Origin of the sequence: Paenibacillus sp. S-38 (genome assembly GCF_049942825.1) — a bacterium.
In the GTDB taxonomy this organism is placed as follows: domain Bacteria; phylum Bacillota; class Bacilli; order Paenibacillales; family NBRC-103111; genus Paenibacillus_G.
In genome coordinates, this window is sequence record NZ_CP187970.1 from 6,113,264 (window position 1) to 6,127,810 (window position 14,547).

At 62.3% G+C, this 14,547-nt stretch carries 10 protein-coding genes; all 10 read right to left on the minus strand.

Features of this window, described 5'->3' with window-relative positions; translation table 11 throughout:
- Positions 1 to 195: 195 nt before the first annotated feature.
- Positions 196 to 1,254: an inositol 2-dehydrogenase gene (iolG, locus tag ACP26L_RS26995; protein WP_426448032.1), complete on the minus strand. Its 1,059-nt coding sequence runs from the start codon at positions 1,252 to 1,254 to the stop codon at positions 196 to 198.
- Positions 1,251 to 2,129, minus strand: a complete 879-nt coding sequence (gene fba, locus ACP26L_RS27000) for a class II fructose-1,6-bisphosphate aldolase (protein WP_426448034.1) — start codon at positions 2,127 to 2,129, stop codon at positions 1,251 to 1,253. Before fba ends, iolG begins: the two co-directional genes overlap by 4 nt.
- Positions 2,130 to 2,761: 632 nt before the next feature.
- Complete coding sequence (locus ACP26L_RS27005) at positions 2,762 to 4,219, minus strand: CoA-acylating methylmalonate-semialdehyde dehydrogenase (protein ID WP_426448036.1); 1,458 nt, start codon at positions 4,217 to 4,219, stop codon at positions 2,762 to 2,764.
- Positions 4,220 to 4,276: 57 nt separating this feature from the next.
- On the minus strand, positions 4,277 to 5,290 hold the full coding sequence (iolC, locus tag ACP26L_RS27010; protein ID WP_426448038.1) for a 5-dehydro-2-deoxygluconokinase: 1,014 nt from the start codon (positions 5,288 to 5,290) through the stop codon (positions 4,277 to 4,279).
- Positions 5,290 to 6,204: a myo-inosose-2 dehydratase gene (gene iolE / locus ACP26L_RS27015; RefSeq protein WP_426448040.1), complete on the minus strand. Its 915-nt coding sequence runs from the start codon at positions 6,202 to 6,204 to the stop codon at positions 5,290 to 5,292. Before iolE ends, iolC begins: the two co-directional genes overlap by 1 nt.
- 20 nt (positions 6,205 to 6,224) lie before the next feature.
- Positions 6,225 to 8,090 (minus strand): 3D-(3,5/4)-trihydroxycyclohexane-1,2-dione acylhydrolase (decyclizing), encoded by a 1,866-nt coding sequence (gene iolD, locus ACP26L_RS27020; protein ID WP_426448042.1) that lies wholly within the window; start codon positions 8,088 to 8,090, stop codon positions 6,225 to 6,227.
- Positions 8,091 to 8,639: 549 nt separating this feature from the next.
- The gene (locus ACP26L_RS27025) at positions 8,640 to 9,410 is read right to left on the minus strand and encodes an AAA family ATPase (protein ID WP_426448044.1); all 771 of its coding nucleotides are present in this window, start codon (positions 9,408 to 9,410) and stop codon (positions 8,640 to 8,642) included.
- An 877-nt stretch (positions 9,411 to 10,287) separates the two neighbouring features.
- Entirely contained in the window at positions 10,288 to 11,796 is a 1,509-nt protein-coding gene (locus ACP26L_RS27030; RefSeq protein ID WP_426448046.1) for an extracellular solute-binding protein, read from the minus strand.
- Positions 11,797 to 11,965: 169 nt separating this feature from the next.
- Positions 11,966 to 13,582 (minus strand): glycoside hydrolase family 43 protein, encoded by a 1,617-nt coding sequence (locus tag ACP26L_RS27035; RefSeq protein WP_426448047.1) that lies wholly within the window; start codon positions 13,580 to 13,582, stop codon positions 11,966 to 11,968.
- Between the two features lie 87 nt (positions 13,583 to 13,669).
- Positions 13,670 to 14,542, minus strand: coding sequence for a carbohydrate ABC transporter permease (locus ACP26L_RS27040; protein ID WP_426448048.1), 873 nt, complete (start codon positions 14,540 to 14,542; stop codon positions 13,670 to 13,672).
- Between the last annotated feature and the right edge of the window lie 5 nt (positions 14,543 to 14,547).

Below are 14,547 nucleotides of genomic sequence, written 5' to 3' on the forward strand. Positions count from 1 at the left end.
ATTATAGGCACTGCCGAAGCCGTAGCGCCTGTTCTCCCTGTACAGCTGTTGTGCACGATAGTCGATCATCGGCCCAGGCCTGGCATCAGCCGTCCTTCCTTTTCGTCGGAAGCGGCTTCACGATCAGCTGCGCTCAAGCACTTCTACCTCGTTGGGTCCCGCTTTGTTCAGTAGTGCATCCCCGCAGCCGACCCGCTACACCGCTTCGCTCCCCACCTGCCCGCCTGCCCCGATGCCGGCCCGCGCAATCTCGCTCAGCTTCACCGGACGCCCCTGCTGCCAAGACAGCTTCGCCGCATGGGCGATCCTCTCCGCCTGCAGCGCGTCGATGCCGTCCACCGGCAGCGGCCGATCGTGCAGCAGCGCCTCCACGAACTGCCGGGTCTCGTCGATGTACGCCTCATTGTACCGCTCGAGGAAAAAATGCAGCGGCTTATCGCGCCGCAGCCCCTCTGCCGTCGACACCTCCGCCGTATTCGGATGGTCGTTGCTGACGGCGGCGCTGCCCCGGGAGCCGAACACTTCCACCCGCTGGTCGTAGCCGTAGACCGCCTGCCGGGAGTTGTCGATGACGCCGAGCGCCCCGCTCGCAAAACGAAGCGTAACGATCGCCGTATCCACGTCCCCATGCTCGGCGAATACAGGGTCCACAAGCACGCCACCCTGCGCATACACCTCCACCACTTCGCTGCCGGACAGGAAGCGCGCCATATCGAAGTCATGGATCATCATGTCCATGAACAGTCCGCCGGACTTTGCAATGTAGTCCGGATGGGGCGGATTCGGGTCCCGCGAGGTGATTCGGACGATATGCGGCTCACCGATCGTGCCCTGCAGCACATGCTCCCGTACCCGGCGGAAGTTATGGTCGAAGCGGCGGTTGAAGCCGACCTGCAGCTTGACGCCCGCTGCCTGCACGGCTTCGAGCGCCGCTTCCGTCGCGGAGAGATCCATGCTGACCGGCTTTTCGCAGAAAATATGCTTGCCCGCCCGGGCTGCCTCGATGATCAATTCGACGTGCGTGTCGGTGGACGAGCAGATAAATACCGCATCGATGTCCGCACGGGAGAGAATCTCCCCGCTGTCCTTCGTCACCTGCCCGATCCCACGCTCGGCCGCCCAGGCCTCCAGCTCAGGGCCTGCAAACAAGTCGCTGATCGCCGCCACTTCCGCTCCCGGCAGACGAAGCAGATTGTCCGCGTGAATTTTGCCGATCCGCCCTGCTCCGATAATCCCGATTCTGATCTTCTTCATCTCGTATATCCCTCCGCTTTGCCTGCACTGCCGAACAGGCGGATTTTGGCTCGTACCGATGCCTTGACGGCTTCTCTTGCGAGAATGAGATAGGAACGCGGGTCGTAAGCCTCCGGGTGCTCCGCCAGGTAGCTGCGGATGGCCGCCGTGCAGGCCGCCTGATTGTCCGTATTCACGTTGATCTTGCAGGTGCCGTGCGCGATCGCCTCACGGATCTCCTCGTCAGGCAGGCCGCTGCCCCCGTGCAGCACAAGCGGCAGTCCTGTCAGCTGCCGGATCTCCTCCATGCGGGAGAAGCCCAGCTTGGGCTGTCCCCGGTAGGGACCGTGCACGGAGCCGAGCGCAGGGGCCAGGCAGTCGATGCCCGTCTCCCGCACGAGCCGGACGCAGTCTTCGGGCACGGCGTACATGTCCTCCGCCTCATCGACGACAAGGTCGTCCTCCCGGCCGGTGATGCGGCCGAGCTCAGCCTCCACGGTCGCGCCCAGCACATGGGCTGCCTGCGTTACCCGCCCGGTCACGTCGATGTTCTCTTCCAAGCCATGGTGGGAAGCATCAATCATGACGGAGGTAAAACCAGCCTTCAGCGCCCGAAGACAGACCTCGTACGTGGACCCGTGATCGAGATGCAGGGCAACCGGTACGGTAATCCCATAGTGGCCGATCAACGCCCTCACCATACCGGCGATGCAGGGAAGTCCGCCCATATAAGGGATGTACGCCTCGCTGACGCCGAGAATGACCGGCGCCTGCTCCTCCTCGGCTCCCAGCAGGATCGCCTGGGTGAATTCCAGGTTGTTGAGATTGAACTGCCCGACGGCATAGCCCCCCTCGAGCGCTTGCTCCAGCATGTCTTTCATCGAAACGAGCGTCATTCCCCATACCCTCCTTTACTTGGTGAAAAAGGCCTTGTGTGTCTAAGCAGACTTCCGCTGACAGGTGCGCGTTATACAAGCTAGGTGCCCAATCCCGGTGCCGACTCAAGGCATCGGCGCTGTCTGTTCACCAGTTGGCGGCAGCCCCCCGTGATGCAACGGCCAAAAATGAGTGCTGCCATACGTCGACCTCGCTGGTACAAGCCAGCCGCTCCTAACCGGGGATGCTGGGCACCGGCATCAGCCTCATCGCGCCTGTCAACAGCCTTGCTGCCGGTTAGTAAGGGCACAGCTGCTCTTCGTTGGGGCGATGCAGTGTCCGCCTGCAGCCCCTGGCTGCATGTCGGCGTCAGCTCAGCTGCTCTTGGCTAGGCGATGCACTGTGCGCCTGCAGCCCCTGACGGCTGCCTCTGCATGGAACGCCGGCAGCTCGCCGGGCATGCAGCTCCCCGTATCCGCTGAGCTCCCCATGCCGACGGCCCCTGGCTGTCGGCCGGCACGCCCGCTTATCGCTGCAGGGTTTAGCCGCTGGCGGTGTCACCCTGGCTGACCTTTCCCTGCAGTCTTCCGGCCGCCGTCTCAGCCCTCAGCTCACTGCCCGAAAGCCCGCCCGCCGTCTCAAGTCCCTTTTTTTACCAGCGGGCCGTAACCATCTTCTTGCGCGTGTAGAACTCCACGCCGTCCGTGCCGTTGGCATGCAGGTCGCCGTAGAACGACTTCTTCCAGCCGGAGAACGGGAAGAACGCCATCGGCGCGGGCACCCCGAGATTGACGCCGAGCATGCCCGCATCGATCGTTTCGCGGAACTGGCGTACCGCGCTTCCGCTTTTCGTGAACAAGCACGCGCCGTTGGCGAACTCGGAGCGGTTGGCCAGCTCAATCGCTTCCTCCAGCGTCCCTACGCGGACAATGGAGAGCACCGGGGCAAAAATCTCATCCTGCCAGATCTTCATCCCGCACTCCACGCCGTCGAAGATCGTCGGGCCGACGAAGTAGCCGCTGCCGTCTGCCGCCGCATCCCTGCGCCCGTCGCGGAGCAAGATCGCGCCCTCGTTCTCGCCGGTCTCGATGTACTTCAGCGTCCGCTCCTTGTGCGGGCCGCGGATGACCGGCCCTAGGAAGACGCCGTCCTCCAGCCCATTGCCGATCGTGATCGCATCCGCCGCCTGAAGCAGCTTCTCCACGAGCGCATCGCCGATGTCACCGACAGCCACCACCACGGAGCAGGCCATGCAGCGCTCACCCGCAGAGCCGAAGGCCGCGTTCGTGATCTCCTTGACCGTAAGCTCCAGGTCCGCATCCGGCAGCACGATGGAATGATTCTTCGCGCCGGCGAGCGCCTGTACGCGTTTGCCATGCTTCGATGCGGTCGTGTAGACGTACTCGGCCACCGGCTGGGAGCCGACGAAGGACACCGCCCCGATCCCCGGATGCTCGAGAATCCCGTTCACCACGTCATGCGCCCCGTGCACGATGTTCAGCACGCCGTCCGGCAGGCCGGCTTCCTGGAACAGCTCCGCCAGCCGGTTCGCAAGCAGAGGCGTCCGCTCGGAAGGCTTCAGCACGAACGTATTGCCGCAGGCAATCGCGAGCGGGAACATCCAGCAGGGCACCATCATCGGGAAGTTGAACGGCGTGATGCCGCCTACCACCCCGACCGGGTAGCGGTACATGCCGGACTCCAGGCCCGTCGCAATGTCCGGCAGCTGCCGGCCCATCATCAGGTTCGGCGCGCCGGCCGCGAACTCCACGCACTCGATGCCGCGCTGCACTTCGCCGTAGGCTTCGCTGTAGCTTTTGCCGTTCTCCAGCGTGACGAGCTTCGCGAGCTCCTCCCAGTGCTCGACGAGCAGCTGCTGGTAGCGGAATAGGATGCGGGCGCGCCTTGGCACCGGCGTACGGCTCCATGCCGTGAACGCCTCTTTGGCCGTCCGCACGGCCAGATCGACGTCTCCCTTCGTGGACAAAGGCACCTGCGCGATCACTTCCTCCGTCGCTGGATTGTACACCGGCTCGGAGCGATCCGACTCGGACCCGATCCAGCGGCCGCCGATCCAGTTGTTCAGCACCTGCGTAATCACTTGGCTCATAGGGGGTGCTCCTCTCTAGTCAGGTTCATTGGTATCAACACAGCCTATTCAAAAAAATCACACCGTCGCCGTAATCTCCCCGCGGTTGCACCGGTCGATGTAGTCCTCGACGGCCTCGGCGGTCGGCATCGCATCCGAGCAGCTGTGCGACGAAATGACGATGCAGGCGGCGGCGCTGCCGAACTCCATGCTTTTCTCCAGCGTCCAGCCCTGCATGACGCCGTACAGGAAGCCGGCCGCATAGGAATCACCTGCGCCGAACGTCTTGACGACCTTAGCCGGGAAACTCTTAGCCCGGTGGGAGGCGCCATCCCGCGTATACGCGATCGAGCCCTCCTTACCGTGTTTGATGATGACGATCTTCGCCGCGTAATCGAACCACTTCGCCGCCGTTACCCGGTCATCGCCGCCCGGATTGCCCCCGAGCGCCTCCATCATATCGAACTCCTCGCGGGTGCCGAGCAGGATGTCGCACTTCTCGGCCGCCAGGTTGTAGTAGACCGCAGTTTCTTCCTTGGAAGTCCAGGTGTACGGCCGGTAATCGAGGTCGAAGGCCACGACCGCCCCGTGCTTCCTGGCATAGTCGAGCGCCAGGAATACCGCTTCCCGCGATGGACTCTTCGCAAGCGCCGTCCCCGAGATCAGGAGCAGCTTCGCTTCCGCGATGAGATCCTCGCGGACCTCAAGCGGAGACAGCAGCAGGTCGGCGGCGTTATCGCGGTACATCAGGATGCTGCACTCCGAGGGGCTTTTGATCTCCGTAAAAGCCAGCCCCGTCACCGCCCCCGTCCGGTCCGTCACGACATTCTCCGTGGAGATCCGGTTGCGCTCCAGATAATCCGTGATGAAGCGACCCATCTGGTCGTCCGCCACCTTGCCGATGAACGCCGTGCGCAGGCCGAGCCGCGACATGCCGATCGTGATATTCGCCGGAGAGCCGCCGACATACTTGGTGAACGTCATCGTCTCCTCCATCGGGCGGTTGATCTCGTTCGCGTTGAGATCGATGCAGAGGCGGCCGACCGCCACAAAATCCAGCGGCTTGCCCGCCGCAAAGGAAACGTAACTCATTACGCGATCCCTTCCTTTCTGTCGATGAGTCCTTCCAAATAGAGCAGCGCCTGCTTCGCATAGTCGTAAGGCGGGTGCGCCGCCGGATCCTGCTCCCCTTCGAGCATCGCCCAGCCGCCGTAGCCGCGTGCGGCCAGCTCGCCGACAATCGGGGCGAAGTCGATGCACCCGTCGCCCGGCACCGTAAACACGCCGCGCCGGATGCAGGAGATAAAATCAGCACCTTCAGCCCGGGCCTCCTCCAGCACCTGCGGGCGGATGTCCTTCAGGTGGACGTAAGCGATCCGGTCATAGTGCTTCTGCAGCACGCTCAGCGGGTCCGCTCCGCCGTAGTACGCATGCCCCGTATCGAACAGGAGATGCACCAGCGCCGGGTCGGTCATCTCCAGGAGACGGTCGATCTCGTGCCCCTGCTCCACGACCGTGCCCCCATGGTGGTGGTATGTCAGCTTCAGCCCGTACTCCCGGGCAATAACGCCCGCTTCATTCAGGCCTTCGGCCAGGCTCTCCCAGCCCGCGTCGTCCAGACGGAGCACTTCCTTCTCGTGAGAAGTGCGTCTAGGGTCAAAATGCAGCGAGCCCCCGATCTCGCAGGTGGAGATGACCTCAGCGCCCATATCCTTCAGGAAGGCCGCATGCCGGCGGTACGCTTCCAGCTCCTCCTTCCGGTAAGACGGGTCGGAGAACAGCACCGACTTCCACTGCGACACGAGCTGCAGTCCCCGGCGGGAGAGCTCTTCCCTCAGCACGGCCGGGTCCGCCGGGTACTTGCGCCCCATCTCCGTCCCCTGCAGCCCCAGAGCCGCCATATCGTCCAGTATCCGCTCGTACGTCGTATCGTCCCCATGCTCCTTGACATCTTCCCCGACCCAGTTGATCGGGTGCGCCCCCAGGCGGAACGGCAGCTTCACCATCTCAGATCTCTCCTCTCTCCTTATCGGACCGTAACCGCTTCAATCCGGCTCTTCATCCCGCGGTGCGCTTCGAGCACCTTCCCGCTGACCGACACTTCCGGCACGCCGACATTCCACCACGATTCGTAGCCGCCCGTGTTCGTTCCCGGGACAACCGGAATCTCGATCAGGGTCGTGATGCTTTCTTCCTTCGCCAGCCGCAGCGCCTCCTGGAGCTCCTCCGGCGTGGAAGCCTTGTAGGCCTTGGCCCCGAGCGCCCGGGCATGCGCCGCAAAGTCGATCGGCAGGTACGCCCCCGTCAGCCGGGAGGTCTCCTGCGAGCGGCTGCGGAATTCATTGCCGAAGCCGTCGCTCCCATGCTCCCGCTGCAGGTTGTGGATGCACTGGAAGCCGTGGTTGTCGAACAGCAGCACGGTGATCTTGCGTCCCTCCTGCAGGGACGTCAGCAGCTCCGAGTGCAGCATGAGGTAGCTGCCGTCGCCGACCAGCGCGTAGACGTCCCTGTGGGGGTCGGCCAGCGCGGCCCCGAAAGCGCCGCTGACCTCATAGCCCATGCAGGAGAAGCCGTACTCCATGTGGTACGTCTTCGGCCCGGCCGCCCGCCACAGCCTGTGCAGATCGCCCGGCAGCGAGCCGGCGGCGCAGACGATGACCGCCTCCAGTCCGACGGCCGCGTTGATGATGCCGATCGCCCGGGTCTGGGCGAGACCGGCCTCATGCTCAGCGGCGTACAGCCGGTCAACCTCGGCGTCCCACTCGGCCTTGCGGGCGGCGATCTCCCCGGGCGCATAGCCGCCGGCGCAGCCCGCCTCCTGCAGGGCCTCCCGCAGAAGCCTCAGCCCTTCCCTGGCATCCGCCAGGAGCGGGGTGCCGCTGAGCTTCGCGCCGTCGAAGGCGCTCACGTTCAGGTTCAGGAAACGGACCTCCGGATGGCGGAAGGCCGACTTCGATGCGGTCGTGAAGTCCGAGTACCGCGTACCGACACCGATGACCAGATCCGCTTCCTGCGCGAGCCGATTGGCAGCGAGCGAACCGGTGACGCCGATCGCGCCGGCGTTCAGGGGATGATCCCAGGGCAGTGCGCCCTTGCCCGCCTGCGTCTCCGCCACCGGGATGCCGAAGGTATCGGCAAACGCTTTCAATTCTTCGGCGGCTTCCGCGTACAGAACGCCTCCCCCCGCGACAATCAGCGGCCTGCGGGCCGACTGTACCAGCTCCACCGCCCGCCTCAGCGCTTCCGGCGCGGGGGGCCTGCGATCGATGTAATGGATCCGTTTATCGAAAAAGGAGAGCGGGTAATCGTACGCCTCCGCCTGCACGTCCTGCGGGAGCGCCAGCGTTACGGCACCTGTCTCGGCCGGGTCGGTCAGCACGCGCATCGCCTGCAGCAGGGCCGGCATCAGCTGCTCGGGACGCTCGATGCGGTCCCAGTATTTGCTCACCGGCTTGAACGGATCGTTGGCCGAGACCGTATAGTCCCCCGCCACCTCAAGCTGCTGCAGTACCGGGTCCGGCTGCCTCGTGGCGAAGTTGTCGCCCGGCAGCAGCAGCACCGGGATCCGGTTGACCGTAGCGGTCGCCGCGGCCGTCACCATGTTGAGCGCGCCCGGCCCGATCGACGAGGTGCAGGCGAAGATCTCCATACGATTACGCTGCTTCGCAAACGCGGCGGCGGCGTGCACCATGCCCTGCTCGTTTTTGCCCTGAATGAACGTTAGACTTCCGCTGCTGCGCTCCAGCGCTTCCCCGAGGCCGGTCACATTGCCGTGCCCGAAGATGCCCATGACACCTCGGACGAATTTGGTCTCCCTGCCGTCCCGGCTGACATACTGCGCATCGAGAAACCGCAGCAGCGCCTGGGCCATCGTGAGACGGATGGTGGTCATACCCATTCTCCTTTCGCATACTCGTTGGATAGTTGAGATTGTGTACGGTAAGGCATGGATGGTCACATAAGATCAACTGCCGGGTGAACAGGTTAAAAGAAAATAGGTTGAATTAAGCGCTTAACCTCTATTTGAGAAACGCTTGCCCGTTTAGGTAAGCGCTTTACTTGATCTTACTACAGACTCTGCTTCCCGGGCAATAGCTTTTTTGGAAGAATTTTCTGATGCGTCATACGCCCCATACCCTGCTCCCCCGGAAGCCTTTTTCCCCGGGATTTCACATGTATTTCATCGCCTTCCTGTCGAATCTTCTCCAACGCCATGAACTCCGTTATCAAAGTGAATCCGAGGCGATGAGCCATTCCCGGGAGGGGACCGTCCTCATGAATTTTCAGCAGCTAATGGGGAGGATTCCGATCCCCCGCCGCATTGACTCCTGCGCTGCGCTCCAAACCCTGAATCTCCACACGGACACACGGACGAGCACGCGCTGATCATTATCCGCCGGGGACACCTTCCGATTGCCGCCCCAGTAGTCCATGGAAAAAACTATTCGCCGCCCTCTTCGCGGAACAGCTCCTGCAGCATGCGCTGCCGGTTATTGAGGAACTGCCGGGTAAGCTCATAGTGGTCGGTTTCCTCCAGCGTCACCTCTTCGATGCCACGGGAGGTCAGCTGATAGATGACAGACTCGGGATAAGCCATAAGAATGGGCGAATGGGTGGAGATAATGAACTGCGAGCTGCGCTGCACAAGCTTATGAATCTGGGTCAGCAGCGACATCTGCCGGAACGGGGACAGGGCCGCTTCCGGCTCATCCATCACATACAGGCCGTTCCCTCTTAACCGGTTCAGGAAGGCGGCGAAGAAGGATTCTCCATGCGACTGCTCATGGAGGGAGCGTCCCCCGAAGCCCTCAATGATCTTGGGTGCGCTGGAGGGCTCTCGATCCATCTCTTCGATATTGCTGGCCAGATTATAGTAGCTCTCAGCTCGGAAGAAAAAGCCATCCCTGGGCTTCCTCGCACCGCGCACCAGACGGATATAACGGTGCAGCTCCGAATGCGAGGCGTACGTGGAGAACTGGAAGTTCAAGCTTCCCCCCTCGGGATTGAAGCCCCAAGCCACGGCGAGCCCCTCGATCAGCGTGGACTTGCCCATGCCGTTGTCGCCGACGATGTAGGTCACTTTGGGATGCAGTTCCAGGGTGTCCAACTCGCGGATGGCATTCAGATGAAACGGATACTGCCCGAACGAGGGCACCTTCTCCCGAAGCAGCTCAACGCGCCTCAGATACGGATCAGACGGATAACCGGTCATGCGGATGACAACCACCTTTCTCCTAATGATCCTATTGTACCCTGTACCGCAGCCTGCAGGAATATCATCCTGCGTAGAGCATGGCAGTGAGCAGGTTTGAGACTGGAATTGAAGGAATCAGCGGGTATGAGGAGGGGGGCAGGTGAGTACCAGATCGGGACCATAAGCAACAAAAAATAAGGCCTTCTGGACTGATGGTGTCCATGGCGGCTTACGCTGCGTTACGGCCAATGTCCTCAAATGAGACGGCCCTGCAGCGTCTGAGCTCTTCAGACAGGTACGGGCGGCCGGACATCCCGGGCCTGTTTTCTCCCCATTGGCGGGAGATCGGCTTTGTTGAAAATAGAGGAACCAGGATGCCTTATTCGGGTATTTCCCGTGATTTCCCAAGGAATAGCGGAACTCAAATGCGCGTTAAGATAGTCATTTTCATCAAATCCCGCCCCAAGGCTCGTAATAGCGAACCTCAGTTCCGCTATATTCAAAATCTCCCTCTGGATGAAGCGTATAACGCATCGTAGTTCCGTTATTTCTACTTTTCTCCCAAAAGTGCTCCGGCTGTGTTACAGCGTGAGCTGGCGCACACTCCCAACCGCCCGGGCGTTAGTGTCCGTGGCGGCTTTCATGCTTTTCAAGCTTCCATCAACAGTAAAAAAGGGAAGCGTCCCCGATGATCACGGGTGCCGTTCCCCTTTTTTCCTCCTGCAGCCTCGCTATGTGGGAGCGGAGCCGGCCTGCGCGCCGGGGGCTACTTCCTCAGCTTCACGCACACCGAAACCCGCCCTTTCCCCTGCATTCGTTACTTTTTCGGCGCCTTCACGTACGCCCGTTCCATGCCGCCATCAGCGGCATTCTCCCCGGCCTCCGCCTTCGCCGATTACTTCTTCGGCGCCTTCGCGTACGCCTCCTTATACTCCTGGGCCATGGCGTCGCCGCCCGCCTTGCGCCACTTCTCGATCTCGGCCTTCCAGCCGGCCTCGTCGATCTTGCCCATGATGAACTTCGTCATCGCGTCGGTGATCATCTGCTCGAGCTCCTTGCCGCGCTCCGAATACGTCGCGGATTCGAGCGTGTGTGCCGGGTTCGTCACGATGAACTTCTCGTTCTCCTTGCCGACCGTCTGGCTCTTGCGGAAGAGATCCGTCTCCTTGCTCGGCTTCGCGACATTATACGCTTCTCCGCGGTGAGGGAGCGTGTCGCGGTACGGCTTGACCTCCTTGGCCGCGGTCGTAGGGTCCAGCGGCTGGGTGTAGTCGCCCTTATCCTCCCAGTGGCGGCCTTCGATGCCCTTGACGAGCAGCGTCGCCATCTGCGGGTCCATAAGCTTGTCGACGAAGGCCAGCACCTTCTTCAGCTCAGCCTCGGAGGTGACCGTCGACTTCGGCACGGCGAGGAAGCCGGCGTTGCCCGGCTCGCCCGGCAGCCTGCGGCCGCCCGGCCCTTCGACCGGCGCTACGTCGGCCACTGCGCCTGGCAACACCTTCACAAGCTTATCCTGCCAGCTCTGCGTGTTGCCGCCGGTGAAACGGATGCCGGCCCGGCCCGATTCGTACACCTTATCCATCTCGGTAGACTCGTATACGGCGAAGTCCTGGTTGATCAGCTTCTCGTCATAGAGCCGCTTGAAGAGCTTCATCGTCTCGAAGTACGGCGCCGTGGTGAAGTCCGGAATGAAACTGCCGTTCTCCACGAGCCACTTGTTCGGCGCCCCCTGCGATACGGCCAGGCGGGCCAGGGTGGAGTTGACGTCCTGGTTGTATTTTTTCTCAAGCATGAGGCCGTACGTATCGTTCTTCCCGTTCTTGTCGGGGTCGTTCAGCGTCAGCGCCTTGACCACGTTATACCAGTCGTCGAGCGTCTTCGGCACCTGCAGGCCGAGGGCGTCGAACCAGTCCTTGCGGTACTGGATGGCCGCCCGGCCGAGATCGCGGAACAGCGGCACCCCGTAGATTTTGCCCCCCACGGCGGTGTTGTTATAGTACTGCTCATTCTGCGCCGCCAGGTTCTTGTAGTCCTTGAGGTACGGGCCGATCTCCCAGAACAGGTCGGACTTCAGAGCACCGACGACCGTCGGGTTGTAGTTCAGCTTGATGAGCTTCGGCAGCTCGCCCGAGGCGATCATGACGTTGATCTTCTCGTCGTAGGCCGATTGGGGAATCCACTGGATCTGCAGGTCCGTGTTCGTGTACGCTTTGATCGCCTTCTCGACGTCATTGTCCTTCTGCGGAATCTCGCCGACCTGATTGACGGTCAGGGTCAGCGGATAAGGCGTGCCGTCATCCTGCGGCGCCCCCTGAGCTCCTTCCCCTGTACTTTCGCCGCCGCACCCGGACAGAACGCTGGTCAGCAGCACGGTGCTTGCCAAAGCCGCCTTGACTTTCTTCATGTAATATCCCCCTCAGGATGGAATGAAAAAAATGGTCGTCTCATGATCAGTCAAACGCCGGCGGCAGTCCCAACAAGGGAGGGAACCGGCCAATGAAGCAGGGGAGAAGGCCGCCGAAACTGCATTCACGGACGGGGAAGGAGCCGCTGGTACAAACTCCAACGAAATCCTACTTTAGCTCCGTGTATTCAAAATAATCAAAATCCGCCGCACGCCCGGCGGATGCCGACGCATCCCCGCTCTCGGCGAACAGCCCGATGTACGCGCCGACGAAGCTGCCCGCGCTGTCCGGACTGAGCAGCCGGCCGTCGACCTCCTCGGCCAGCGTCAGCCAGTCCTCGGCCCGCTCCGCCACCGCGAAGCGCAGCGACTGCCCGTGCGCTTCCGCGAGCAGGTACACCCGCTGCGCAGAGACCTCGCGTGCGGCCAGCACGCGCTCTTCGCCCGCTGCGCGCCGCACGACGCGCACGACCGCCCCGCCAGAGCTCGCACCGCTGCCGGCCGCCACAAGCTCCACCCGGATCTGGTAATCCGGGCTCTGGTAGAGCACCAGCCCCGCCGCTTCGCCCGCAGCCTGCGGCGCAAACTCCACCGCGGTGCGCACCGCGAAGGACATGTGCTGCTGCCGCCGGCCGACGAAGGCCGGGTTGCCCGGCTCCGTGATCTTCTGGTCCTTGAGGCGCAGCCGCAGATACCCCGTCCGCTCCTCCAGGCTCCAGAACTCACCGCGCGGCGTCCGAATGAAGTTCCAGCGGTCTTCGAGACGCGGAGCGTCGAAGTGGTCGCACGCCGGCAGCGCCGGCCAGCGGTGCTCCGGCAGATTCGGCCGCACGGACTCCAGCTCCACGACGCCCTTGCCGGGATTGACAACCGGCCAGCCGTCCTCCCAGCTCATCGGCACGAGGAATGCCTCGCGGCCAAGGTTGCGGTGGGAGCCGCCGTACGGGCGGGAGGCGAGGCAGACCATCCACCACTCGCCGGTTTGAGTCTCCACAATGTCCGCGTGGCCGACATTGGCGATCGGACTCGTGCTGCCGAGATGGCGGTGCGTGAGGATCGGGTTTCTTTTGCACGATTCGTACGGTCCCGTGAGACTCTCGCTTCTCGCAACGGTCACCGAGTGGGTGAACCCCGTGCCGCCTTCGGCGATGAACAGGTAGTAGTACCCGTTCACCTTATAGAGATGCGGTCCCTCCTGCGCATGAATGCCCTTCAGCGCGCCGTCCCACAGGCTGAACTTCGGACCGGTGAGCTGGTGCGTGTTCAGGTCGAGCTCCTGCAGCCAGATCTCCATATGCTTCGGGTAGAGCTGGCCGCCCGGCGGCATCCGGTTGCCTGTGTAGTACACCCGGCCGTCGTCATCGAAGAACAGCGAAGGATCGATGCCCGGCGCATCCTCGAGCCAGTGCGGCTCCGACCACGGGCCCGCCGGGTCCTGCGCGGTCACGTAGAAGTTGCGGCGCACGCTGGTCGCATTCTCCACAAAGGTCGTGATCATGTAGAACGTCCCCTGGTGGTAGCGCAGCGTCGGGGCGTAGATCCCCCGCGATACCTGAACGCCGTCGAGATTGAGCTGCGACGGACGGTCCAGGGCATGCCCGAGCTGCCGCCAGTTCACGAGATCCCTGCTGTGGAAGATCGGCACGCCCGGATAATATTCGAAGGTGGATGCCGCCATATAGTAGTCCTCGCCCACCCGGCAGACCGACGGATCCGGATACATACCGGAGAGGATGGGATTGCGGAACGTCTTTTGCTGCGGAATCGCATTCGTATTCGTATTCATGTTCATACTCCTTCGGTTATTAGGTTGGATCGCGACGCGGTGTTCGTACCACTCCCCCGCACCGGTGTCCACACCAGGACCGCCCGCTTACCCTTTCACCGAGCCGAGCAGCACGCCCTTGGTAAAATGCTTCTGCAGGAACGGATACACCAGCAGGATCGGCAGGGTCGCGAAGACGATCACCGCCATGCGGATGGTCAGCGGCTGAATCTGCGCGTCGTCGATATTCGTGTCGCCGATGCGGCTCTGGGCGAGAATGACGATCTCCCGCAGCAGCACCTGCACCGGCCACTTGGTATTGTCGTTGATATAGAGCACCGCGTTAAAATACTGGTTCCAGTGCGCCACGGCATAAAAGAGCGCAAAGGTGGCCATGGCCGGCATGGACAGCGGCAGCACGATGCGGAACAGCACCCCGAGGTCAGAGCAGCCGTCGATCTTCGCCGAGTCCTCGAGACCGTCCGGAATTCCCTGGAAGAAGTTCTTGAGCACGATCAGGTTGAAGGCGGAGATCGCGGACGGAATCATGAGCGACCAGAGCGTGTTGGTCAGCTGCAGGTTCTTCACGATAAAATACGTGGGGATCAGCCCGCCGCTGAAGAGCATCGTGAAGAGTACGCCGAGCAGGATCGTCTGGCGGCCCCGCAGGTACGGCTTTGCCAGCGGATAAGCCATCAGCGAGGTGAACAGCAGGTTGATCAGCGTACCGACCACGGTAATATAGATCGACACGAGCAGGCTGCGCAGCAGGGTATCCGTGGAGAAAATATACCGGTAAGCGGCCAGCGACCACTCCTTCGGGAACAGGATCATGCCCCCGCGGGCGACCTCGGCCGGGTCCGTGAACGATACGGCCAGCACATACAAAAACGGAATGACGCACAGAATGGCGGTCCCAAGCAGAACCCCGTAGATGACGAAGTCCAGCAGACGGTTGCCGAGCGTTTTGTCGTATGACATGGGAA

Excerpts from the sequence above, each read along its gene's own strand:
- ACP26L_RS27005 (WP_426448036.1), bottom strand. The coding sequence starts at position 4,219 with ATGAGCCAAGTGATTACGCAGGTGCTGAACAACTGGATCGGCGGCCGC.
- iolE (WP_426448040.1), bottom strand. The coding sequence starts at position 6,204 with ATGGTGAAGCTGCCGTTCCGCCTGGGGGCGCACCCGATCAACTGGGTC.
- iolG (WP_426448032.1), bottom strand. The coding sequence starts at position 1,254 with ATGAAGAAGATCAGAATCGGGATTATCGGAGCAGGGCGGATCGGCAAA.
- ACP26L_RS27035 (WP_426448047.1), bottom strand. The coding sequence starts at position 13,582 with ATGAATACGAATACGAATGCGATTCCGCAGCAAAAGACGTTCCGCAAT.
- iolC (WP_426448038.1), bottom strand. The coding sequence starts at position 5,290 with ATGAGTTACGTTTCCTTTGCGGCGGGCAAGCCGCTGGATTTTGTGGCG.
- iolD (WP_426448042.1), bottom strand. The coding sequence starts at position 8,090 with ATGACCACCATCCGTCTCACGATGGCCCAGGCGCTGCTGCGGTTTCTC.
- ACP26L_RS27025 (WP_426448044.1), bottom strand. The coding sequence starts at position 9,410 with ATGACCGGTTATCCGTCTGATCCGTATCTGAGGCGCGTTGAGCTGCTT.
- fba (WP_426448034.1), bottom strand. The coding sequence starts at position 2,129 with ATGACGCTCGTTTCGATGAAAGACATGCTGGAGCAAGCGCTCGAGGGG.
- ACP26L_RS27040 (WP_426448048.1), bottom strand. The coding sequence starts at position 14,542 with ATGTCATACGACAAAACGCTCGGCAACCGTCTGCTGGACTTCGTCATC.
- ACP26L_RS27030 (WP_426448046.1), bottom strand. The coding sequence starts at position 11,796 with ATGAAGAAAGTCAAGGCGGCTTTGGCAAGCACCGTGCTGCTGACCAGC.